12 protein-coding genes and 1 other RNA gene are annotated in these 8,853 nt (G+C 53.3%); 2 read left to right on the top strand and 11 right to left on the bottom strand.

What is annotated here, in order from left to right; translation table 11 throughout:
• Positions 1–29: 29 nt before the first annotated feature.
• On the bottom strand, positions 30–404 hold the full coding sequence (locus ACZOF8_RS04310; RefSeq protein ID WP_022488309.1) for a desulfoferrodoxin family protein: 375 nt from the start codon (positions 402–404) through the stop codon (positions 30–32).
• Between the two features lie 177 nt (positions 405–581).
• On the opposite strand from ACZOF8_RS04310, the gene ACZOF8_RS04305 reads away from it, so the two are divergent.
• The gene (locus ACZOF8_RS04305) at positions 582–863 is read left to right on the top strand and encodes a hypothetical protein (RefSeq protein WP_022488310.1); all 282 of its coding nucleotides are present in this window, start codon (positions 582–584) and stop codon (positions 861–863) included.
• A 26-nt stretch (positions 864–889) separates the two neighbouring features.
• Positions 890–1,238: a transfer-messenger RNA gene (ssrA, locus tag ACZOF8_RS04300) on the top strand.
• Positions 1,239–1,486: 248 nt separating this feature from the next.
• On the opposite strand, the gene ACZOF8_RS04295 is transcribed toward ssrA, so the two are convergent.
• The 10 genes from ACZOF8_RS04295 to ACZOF8_RS04250 form a co-directional block, all read right to left on the bottom strand.
• Entirely contained in the window at positions 1,487–2,056 is a 570-nt protein-coding gene (locus tag ACZOF8_RS04295; RefSeq protein ID WP_441094524.1) for a hypothetical protein, read from the bottom strand.
• 131 nt (positions 2,057–2,187) lie between these two features.
• A complete protein-coding gene (locus tag ACZOF8_RS04290) occupies positions 2,188–2,766 on the bottom strand; it encodes an N-acetylmuramoyl-L-alanine amidase family protein (protein WP_441094523.1) in 579 nt (192 codons plus the stop codon).
• Positions 2,738–5,452: a tape measure protein gene (locus tag ACZOF8_RS04285; protein WP_487426608.1), complete on the bottom strand. Its 2,715-nt coding sequence runs from the start codon at positions 5,450–5,452 to the stop codon at positions 2,738–2,740. Before ACZOF8_RS04285 ends, ACZOF8_RS04290 begins: the two co-directional genes overlap by 29 nt.
• A complete protein-coding gene (locus ACZOF8_RS04280; RefSeq protein WP_487426607.1) occupies positions 5,439–5,759 on the bottom strand; it encodes a hypothetical protein in 321 nt (106 codons plus the stop codon). Before ACZOF8_RS04280 ends, ACZOF8_RS04285 begins: the two co-directional genes overlap by 14 nt.
• A 38-nt stretch (positions 5,760–5,797) precedes the next feature.
• Positions 5,798–6,229, bottom strand: a complete 432-nt coding sequence (locus ACZOF8_RS04275) for a hypothetical protein (protein WP_487426606.1) — start codon at positions 6,227–6,229, stop codon at positions 5,798–5,800.
• Positions 6,230–6,240: 11 nt separating this feature from the next.
• Positions 6,241–6,768 (bottom strand): phage tail tube protein, encoded by a 528-nt coding sequence (locus ACZOF8_RS04270; RefSeq protein WP_487426605.1) that lies wholly within the window; start codon positions 6,766–6,768, stop codon positions 6,241–6,243.
• Between the two features lie 12 nt (positions 6,769–6,780).
• Positions 6,781–7,182, bottom strand: coding sequence for a hypothetical protein (locus ACZOF8_RS04265; RefSeq protein WP_487426604.1), 402 nt, complete (start codon positions 7,180–7,182; stop codon positions 6,781–6,783).
• Positions 7,149–7,544, bottom strand: coding sequence for a hypothetical protein (locus ACZOF8_RS04260; protein ID WP_154488324.1), 396 nt, complete (start codon positions 7,542–7,544; stop codon positions 7,149–7,151). The genes ACZOF8_RS04265 and ACZOF8_RS04260 overlap by 34 nt, the downstream gene beginning before the upstream one ends.
• Before the next feature lie 4 nt (positions 7,545–7,548).
• Positions 7,549–8,001 (bottom strand): hypothetical protein, encoded by a 453-nt coding sequence (locus ACZOF8_RS04255; RefSeq protein ID WP_303814737.1) that lies wholly within the window; start codon positions 7,999–8,001, stop codon positions 7,549–7,551.
• A gap of 2 nt (positions 8,002–8,003) precedes the next feature.
• A complete protein-coding gene (locus ACZOF8_RS04250; RefSeq protein WP_303344992.1) occupies positions 8,004–8,852 on the bottom strand; it encodes a phage major capsid protein in 849 nt (282 codons plus the stop codon).
• Between the last annotated feature and the right edge of the window lies 1 nt (position 8,853).

The raw sequence follows: 8,853 nt of genomic DNA, 5'->3' as shown, positions 1-8,853 counted from the left end.
CATTGACTATTAACCGTTAACAACCAAATTCACTTTTTCCACAGCCCATGGAGGTTGCAGTAAGCGTAAGCGGATTCCACTTCATCCCCATCCACCAGGGCGAACACGGCCTTGGGAGCATCCCCCGGCTTCAGTTCTTTTCTCTGGTTCCCCTGTTTGGTGTGCAGGGAGATCCATTCAATGTAATGTTCCGGCTGCATGGGATGGAGCACGGAACCAACGGTCACCGTTACGATATTGCCGGAAACTTCCACTACCGGCACATGTTTTTCCTGAGCGGCGTCCGTGGTATTGGGCACCAGTTCATCCATCTTCTGGCCGCAGCACATTACCGGCACGCCGGTTTCTTTCACAACAGCGATGATCTTCCCACAATGAGCGCATTTGTAGAATTTCTGTTCCATAAAAAATTCCTCCTCACAAGCAAATGGTATGGTTGTCAGCCTTCGTCGACAATCTTTTCTGACAAGTCCATGATACCATAAAAACAGGAGGAAAGAAAGGGGATAATGTGATATAATAGTAAATAAATAATAATTCTTTGCTTAAAATATTATCTGCTATTTGAAAGGAGGCCCCTTATGGGATTTTTCACCAAAAAGATCACTGTTTATAAGGAAAAAGGCTGCAAAGCCCACTGGCAAACTGCCAAAGAAGCCCTGAAAAACGCCGGCATTTCCTTTTCCTCCACCTCCCTTCCCAGCGAAGCCCCCGCCTGCGGCTGCGGTGCCAAGCTGGATATCCGGGATTTTGGCCCTAAAGGAAAAATCGACCGGGATATGTACTACATCGATGTGGAAGAAAAAGATGTAGACCGGGCCCGGGAAATCCTGGCCTCCCTTGACGGAGCCACATGGGCATGATAAAATACAATGTACACACTATACCTGGGGATGTACCGGTTTCGACGGGGGTAGATGGTGTGTGATAAGCGAGCTGGGATTCCGCCAACCCCATTAAACGGTGGAAACGCGTTATAAACGCAGACGATTCTTACGCTTTAGCAGCTTAAATTGCTAACGTCTTTCCTCTTCATTCCTGCTGAAGAAGAATAGACGACACTTGCAGGATACCTGCCATCCAATTCTCGGAGGATGACAGGGAAACCCATCGAGATAGCAGGTCGACTGGCCCGTCTGCAGGCAAGCCGGCTGCGAAACAAAATATGCAGTCTGCGCTCGGAGAAGTTCGCATGGCAATGCTTTCGGACAGGGGTTCGACTCCCCTCATCTCCACCAACCTTTAAAGATACAACCATATGGTTCCGTAGAAGTCCGCACCGGCTTAAAATCAAGGCCGGGCGGGCTTTTTACTATCTGTATTCTTCCGTATGAATCCATATCATTAACTGTTCCATTGCCCACCTGGTGCCCATCTCTGCCCACTGTCAGGGATAACCTAGTGGGCAATGCCCACTTTTCCAAAGAGCCCATAGAATCAAACGCTTTCACAATTTGGCCCCCTGGTTTGAAAAGGGGACTTCCCGTTACCATTCCGCTAGAGTGTAAGTAATGGCCGCAGCATCCACCTTTCTTCCACTGCGGGTGTAGATCATCCCTTCCCATTTCCCTGCCTGGTAACCAATTCCCCCGTACGTCTTGCCATCGGCCGTCATGATACCGGCTTTAATCTTATGGCTGCGCCGTAGGTTGATCTTGTACACGTCCACCTTCTGCCGTTCGGTATCGGCCGTGACCACGGTCCTGTCCGTCTTTTCCGCTGCTGCAGCGGGGACGGTCGGCTTGCCTGCCTGAATGTCTTTGGCTACCTGCCGGGCTCCGGCTTCCACGTCCGGGGCCTGGACGTAGTAGGTAATGGCTGGTGGGGCATCGGACTGCTGCACATGATAGATCTCCCTGGTGATTTCTCGCGCAGTGCCCTGATTCACGTCCAGTTTTTTCTGGATAGCGGCCGGGTCCGTAGTCTGCTGGTAGTCCATGACTTTGGGTTCCTCTTTCTTTTCCCGACTGCAGCCGTAAATCAGTCCGCCCATGATACAGAGGACACAGATACCGGCAGCAGCCAGGATGATTCTCCATTTTGTCTCCTGTTCCACAAAAATTCACCTCCTAAATTGCGTTTTGAGCAGATTTGTTTTTCGTCGCAAGTAAGTAGTAGCGTATAGCAGAAAAAAGGCGTATGAGGCCAGCAGAAGCCCCATACGCCGTTTTCATTGTTTTGATGATTTTATTGGCCCATTTTGGTCTGCTGATAGTCCGTAACACCTCTGGCGATGGCCCGAGCGAAATCATCGTACCCGGTCCGCAGAAGTTCAGCGTCTGCATCGTTGTCAATGAAGGCGGTCTCCACCAGACAGGCCGGCATGTCGGTATGCTTTAACACCATGAGCCCGGGCATGACCTTGACGCCTCTATCTGTGGTGTTGATGCTGGCCACCATCTGCACCTGGATCTTTTCGGCCAGAAGGGCCCCGTCCGTCCCCTCTGCATAGCACCAGGTTTCCGTGCCTCGGGCATCGTGGCCTGCGCAGGCATTGCAGTGGATGCTCACAAAGACGTCAGCACCCCAGCCGTTAGCGTCGTCACAGACGGCAACCGGACGGTCCGTGTATTCGCTGTCGTTGCACAAGTTGTCGCTCTGGAGCATCCGGACCTGGCACCCGGCGGCTTCCAGGTACTGTTTAGCCAGGGCTCCGATCCGGGCAGCTACGTCGCACTCCCGCAGGTCCACATCCCCATTTCCATCTGTATGGATAGCGCCGCTGTCATATTCCAGGTCATGGCCTGGGTTGATGTATACTTTCATTTTCTTCTCCTTCTTTCTTTTCCCATTCATCGGGAACCCCGTCTTCATCTTCATCCACCAGGCTCTTCCCGATGAAGCCTATGGCTGCGATGAAGGACACCCCGGTCAGAGTCTGGAGCAGCATGTTCAGGGCCGGGAGATCCACCCGTCCCAGGGTTGCCCACAGCCAGATCCAGCCGGAAATCACCTTTTGGATAACGCCCTGGATCAGCTGCTTCAGCAGGGTTTTGCCCAAATTGCTCATAACCTGGCTGAATTTTTTCCCTTCCACTACGCACTGGGCGATTCCGGAGGCAATGCCATCCTGGATCTGAACCGCCATGTTGGTAAGCATGGTCTGCATGTATTCGCCCCAGCTGACGGAAGCCAGCATCAGCTCGTCCATCCACACCCGGCGCTGTTCGGCCAGGTACTGTTCGTTGGCCAGGGTCGTTGCATAGCTCTGACCGGTGATTTCGTCCTTGGCCGTCATCTGGGCAAGGAAATCGTCCAGTTCGGTGGCCATCATGGCCTTTTTCTGGGCATATTGTGCCTCAGCTACCTGGGTTTCGTAAGAGCCCATCTGGTCAACCGCTTGCTGTTTGACCTTCTGCCGGGCTGCTTCTGCCTCAGCGTCAATGTTGGTGATGGCATCCTGGGTTTCCTGGGCTGCAGCAATGGCAGCAGCTTTCTCCTTTTCGTATTCAGCGATCCGATTCTGGGTCTGCAATTGAAGCGTTTTCAACGCTTCGGCGTCTTTGGCATCCCCATTCCCAGAACTGATCTTCTCCTGGAGTTTGGCAATCTTTTCCTGATTGCTGGCCATCTGTTTCTGGAAGGCCAGGGTCTTTTCCCCGCCTTCCGTGTACTTGGCCGCATCCTCCTGGGCCTTTTGCCATTCCTCATGGAATTTGGCCTGGGCCTCGTTGATTTTCAGGATCTTCTGCTTGGTTTCATCCAGGATTTTGGTATAGGCGTCCACGTCTTTGGGTTTGGTCGTGTCAGAGAAGGATTTCCGGGTGTTGTACACCGGGTTCTTCTTGTTGGCATCCATGCTCACGGCATCTTCCACAGCCCCTTGTACAAAGCTGGAGATTTTAGCAGATTCTGCAATGGATTGACCAATAGACCCCAACACAGCTTTTTTCAAAGGTATTACAGCCTCCGGTCCTGCTTCCCCGACAACGGCTGGAGTACCATGTTTCAGCTGGCCGCCATTGGCCAGGGCCGGAATTCTTCCACCAACGACACCGCCGGTGGCAAAACTGCCGAAGACACCGCCCTGGGCATAGCCATCAGGCATAACACCAGGTGCATCATGAGAGCCTCGAATAATTTTGTTTACCACAAAATCAATGGGATGAGAGCAAAGCTGTACAAAGCCTTCCCATAAGCCCGTTACAAACTTGATGGCGCCACCAATTACACTTCTTATGTCTTTACCAATATTTTCAAAATAAGGAGAAACTGCATTGTAAACATTCGCTACGACATTAATCAGGGCTACAAAACCTTGGACAAGCATAGTAAGCGCAGCTACGGCAACCATCACAGCTGCTTCAACTATGGGACCGATACGTTCCAAAAGGTCATTCACCATTATAAGAATGGCCGTAATATCAAGGTCTGCAAAAGCATCACAAATCTTTTTCCAACCAGATGCCACAATATCGCAAACATTTCTTGCTGTATTTCCCAAATCCCAAAAAACAGCCAGAAGCTCGGGGCTGACAGCGCTCACTTGGTTTAAAATCGCCTGCCCAATCCCGACGCTAGAGACGTCTTTTTTGACTTGTTCCAGCCCTTCTCGGAATTTAGATATTACATCTCCCCAACCGGTTAAAATCCCTGTAAGATTAAACGACTTACTGATAATATCTCCAATTCCAGCCATGCTGTTGGATATGCTTTCCTGTAAGTTGGAAAAAGCGGCCATCAAGGTACCATTCATTCTGGCTGTAGCCCCTTTAGTCCTCTCTTCGATTGCATTCCATAGCTCATTAATAGCATCTTCCCCCAGCTGCCCCGCTTCAGACATCTTCCTGAGTTCCGCCACCGACAACCCCATATGATCTGCCAGCAGCTTCCAAGCGGGGATATTGGCATTGGTCAACTGCAACATGTCCTGACCATTAATTCTTCCAGCAGCTGTCATTTGGGTAAGCGCTAATGTAGCCGAACCAATTTGTTCTGTTGTCAGCCCAAAAGCAGAGCCCAAATCAACGATTTTTGCCATCTTGCTCACAGCTGTATCCGCATCATCCCCCATGTTGACCCATTGTCTGGCTAAAGGAATGAGTTGGCTGGTGTCATAGGCAGATGTCTCCCCTAAATCACGCATTTTGGTAATGAGCTTTTCTGTTTCTTCAGAAGACCCCAGTACAAAATCCAAACCCTGCCGCAGCACTTCCATGTTGGCAGAGGCTTCCAGAGCCTTTTTCCCGAAGCTGGTAATGGCTCCCAGGGTAAAGGCCCCGGCAATCATCCCTTTCAGCTTCCCGATAGAAGAGGCCAGGGCATCGGTTTCGCTTTTGGCTTCCCGCATCCCCTGGGCCGCCTGTTTGGCTCCTTTTCCCAGGTCCGGCATCCCTGCATTGCCCACTTTTTTGCCGCTCAGTTCATCCACAGACCGGGTTACCTGTTTGATGACGCTCAGACAGCCGTTGGCATCAGCCTTCAGCGTAACAGTAATTTCATGGTCGCTCATGTTTCAGTTTCTCCCTCCTTTCTTCCTCAGCCTTGGCCATGGCCAGCCATTCGTCCTGTTCCTCCTGGTCCGTGGCCGTCCTGAAGTCCTCCGGGAGGAGTTTTGCCGGAGTCACCGGGCGTTTCGGGGACCGATAGCCTGCATTGATCACCGGGGTGGTGATGAAAGAGGCGGTGAACATCCGCTGGTTCTTCATCCGCACCCCATAGCCTTCAATCCGCCGCTGGATTTCCCAGGGCGTGGCCTGTCCGATTTCGTCCCCGGTCATGCCCAGCTCCCCGTAGCAGATGGGAAGGATCAGCCCCACATATTCGTCAAAGGATGTCCAGGGGGCTGATTTCCCCTCTACACGTTTTTTTCGGTCTTTTCCTGTTTGGCTTCTTCCTTTTCTTCCACCAGGTCTTTGCTTTTCACCTTCATGGTCTTCAGCATCTCATTGGACTGTTTCACCCCGAAGATGCCGGAAACCGCCAGGGTAATGAAGAACACCGCTTCGGCCTGCTGGATGCCTTCTTCCAGGGAAATAGCCTCGATGACCTTCCCCGCAGCCTTGGATTCTTCCTTGTCTCCGGCTGCAAAGAGCATGATCCGGTAGGCTTCCATGAGAGCAGCCAGGGGCATGGTCTGGTGTTCCTTCTGGAAATCGAAATAGGACTGCCCGCCGAAGGCCACCGCCTCCAGCTCCTGCAGCCCGTTGATGGTCAGACGGAAGTGATACAGCTTGTCACCGCTCTTGACCCAGACAATCCGGGTCACTTTGTTATAGGAAATATCCATTACTCAATCCCTCATTTCCCGGTAGTGGTAGTAGAACTGGAAGAAGCCGCCGTGGTCCCTACGGAATCCACGCTGGTCAGATTCTTGTAGTATTTCGGAGCCCCGATGCCTTCAAGCTTCATGGAGAAGGTGGCCACATCGTCATGGGGCGTTTCATCGCTCAGTTCGGTAATGGAGTACCAGTTCCGGTCTGCCGTCTTGTTCTTGCTGTCGTACCGGCAGATGTCAACCGGTTCCCCGGCATTGAAGGCATCCCGCAGGGCCTGATAGGCTTCGTCACCGCCTACGATGTTCCCTTCTACGCTCAGTTCAGACGTTTTGATGCCAGGATACTTTTCACCCCAGCCGCCGCTGGTCTTGTCGCTGGCGTCGATGGAGTCAGCGCTCAGATCCAGGTCACCGGATTTCTGGCCACCGATCATGGCCCACTTGGGAGAGGTTTCCGTAGCACTTTCCCCGAAATTCAGGTATACAAGTACATATTTGCCTTCCAGCTTGGTGTGTACCGCCGCCAGTTTGGCACGAACTTTATCTGCCATTCTTATTCCTCCTTACATACATGCTTTCACAAGGTATTCCAGGACTGCCGTGCCCGGGTTTCGCCCCCTTTGGCCCTGGGCAATCCCGAAAGTGATGGACGCCACGTGTCCATCCATGAAATCTGCCTCGTTCAGTACCTTACGGACCTTTCGGGAGAGGGTTTCCAGCCGTCTTTCCGTCTGATCAGGCACAACGATGTAGATTATGAAGGTGATCACGCCTTCCTCGTCCTCTTTGTCCTGGCCGGAAAAGGTCACTTTATCCGCTGCAATGGTGCCCTCTGTCTCACTTGAAAGAGCCGGCCCCTTCACTTCCTCATTCCAGGGAATTTCCGGGATCGCTTCCTCCAATAGCTCACGGATGGCAGCCGAATAGTCGTCTATCCCCGGTAAATATTCACCGTTTTCGTCCATGGGCTGCCTCCTTTTTCCGTTTCTCCGCCGTTGAAGTCCGATGCTGTCAGATCTTTCAAGAGGCTCTTGGCCTGATCGTCATACAGCTTGTACTTCCGTTCATAAATGTCATCTTGCCGGCTGCCGGAATAGCTGCCAATCTGTACCGTGGGATCAGTCCCCACCAGTTCCAGGCAGCAGGCCCGGCAGGCTTCCACAATCCCGTACCGCTTCAGCAGGTTGCTGGGTACGATGGCAGCCTCGTCCACCCCGTAGGTGGCTGCCAGCCGCACGATTGTTTCATTAGCCAGTGCCAGGTTCCCGGCCGTGACCCGTCCTTTCAGGATGGCGTCCGTAATGTCTTCTGCTTTGATCAGATCCATAAAATCACCCCATCCCCAGTTTCTCGGCTGCCTTCTTGAACCGGCTGATGATAGCCGGTTTTTCCTTGTCGAAGGCATTGAAGATGAACGGATCTGCCTGGATTCCTTTCACCTGGGAGCGTTTGGCGAACACGAACTGACCGCCCTCGGACCATCGCAGCACCGTCTTGCTCCGTGGCACGATGGTATGAGAACGGGTGCCCTGGTGCTGGTAAACGGCATGGGGCAGAGCCGTGTAGACCGTTCCCGCCAGGTGGTCGCCGCTCCCTTCCACAGTTGTATGGATGGAGCCTTCGGCCTGGCCGGTCCGGGAGATGAACTTATGTTCCTCCCGGGCTCTTTCCTGCACATCCCGCACAGAAATGTCCATGGCTTCCCGCAGCTGCTTCTGGATTTCTCCCGGTGCGTGTCTCAGCTTCTTGCTGAGGGCATCAGCCCGGAACGATACCCTAACCATGATCAGGGCGTAACGGTTTCAGCCTTGGGGTTGGTGTTCAGGGTCACCAGGGCTTTCGGCTGCACCACCAGGGACCCATAGACCAGCAGGCCACGGACCGCATCCGCAAAGTCTTTTTCCAGCCGCAGGGATTCCGTTTTGAGGATCTGCACAGCCAGGGAGATGGCGGCGTTGGTACCGGCCATGACGGACGTCGTATTGGTAGATTTCACCGTAGCCAGGTTGTTGCTTTCATAGATCTGGAAGCCGGCCGCAGATCCCACATTGCCGGTGGTCAGACGGGTTTCCGCTGCGGCGCTGCCAGTGCCCACAAAGCGCTTGTCCTTCTGGAGCAGGCCATACAGCCAGGGCGGGATCACCAGCCACCGGCCGGCACGGGTCACGTTGTTTTCGTCCAGGGTGGTTCCCAGCTTCACAATGGAGTCATAGGCCTGTTCCGGATCGTACATGTCCTTCACGGTCAGGGTGGAACCGGCTTCCTTGGCATGGCCGGCAATCCGCTGGTCGATCACATCCCGGAGGGAGTAGGAAGCCCGTTCCAGGCTCCGGTCCATCAGATCGATGTTGGCCTGGGCAGCGTCCACGTCGTTGACCTTGAAGCCGAAGTAGTGGGCCTGGTCAATGACCAGTTCGGTGGGGGTACCGTCGGTGTCGTCGTAGACCAGGTCGGTGCCCTTCACGTATTTCTTCACAACCACATCTGCAATCTGGTTGATTTTCACCCGGTCGCCCAGGTTCTTGATTTCCCCTTCATAATCCCGGTTCACCAGGTTGCCCAGGACCAGGTTCTTGTCCAGGTGGTCCAGAAGTCTGGCAGACCACAGGGCAGGGATAAAAGTGCTGATTGCCATA

It is taken from the genome of Acidaminococcus sp. (assembly GCF_057597765.1).
The sequence above is the reverse complement of the archived record's forward strand: the minus strand, read 5'-3'. Positions and strand labels throughout refer to the sequence as shown.

Coding starts and splice junctions, on each gene's coding strand:
- ACZOF8_RS04270 (WP_487426605.1), bottom strand. CDS start 6,768: ATGGCAGATAAAGTTCGTGCCAAACTGGCGGCGGTACACACCAAGCTG.
- ACZOF8_RS04255 (WP_303814737.1), bottom strand. CDS start 8,001: ATGGTTAGGGTATCGTTCCGGGCTGATGCCCTCAGCAAGAAGCTGAGA.
- ACZOF8_RS04265 (WP_487426604.1), bottom strand. CDS start 7,182: ATGGACGAAAACGGTGAATATTTACCGGGGATAGACGACTATTCGGCT.
- ACZOF8_RS04310 (WP_022488309.1), bottom strand. CDS start 404: ATGGAACAGAAATTCTACAAATGCGCTCATTGTGGGAAGATCATCGCT.
- ACZOF8_RS04260 (WP_154488324.1), bottom strand. CDS start 7,544: ATGGATCTGATCAAAGCAGAAGACATTACGGACGCCATCCTGAAAGGA.
- ACZOF8_RS04250 (WP_303344992.1), bottom strand. CDS start 8,852: ATGGCAATCAGCACTTTTATCCCTGCCCTGTGGTCTGCCAGACTTCTG.
- ACZOF8_RS04285 (WP_487426608.1), bottom strand. CDS start 5,452: ATGAGCGACCATGAAATTACTGTTACGCTGAAGGCTGATGCCAACGGC.
- ACZOF8_RS04275 (WP_487426606.1), bottom strand. CDS start 6,229: ATGGATATTTCCTATAACAAAGTGACCCGGATTGTCTGGGTCAAGAGC.
- ACZOF8_RS04290 (WP_441094523.1), bottom strand. CDS start 2,766: ATGAAAGTATACATCAACCCAGGCCATGACCTGGAATATGACAGCGGC.
- ACZOF8_RS04305 (WP_022488310.1), top strand. CDS start 582: ATGGGATTTTTCACCAAAAAGATCACTGTTTATAAGGAAAAAGGCTGC.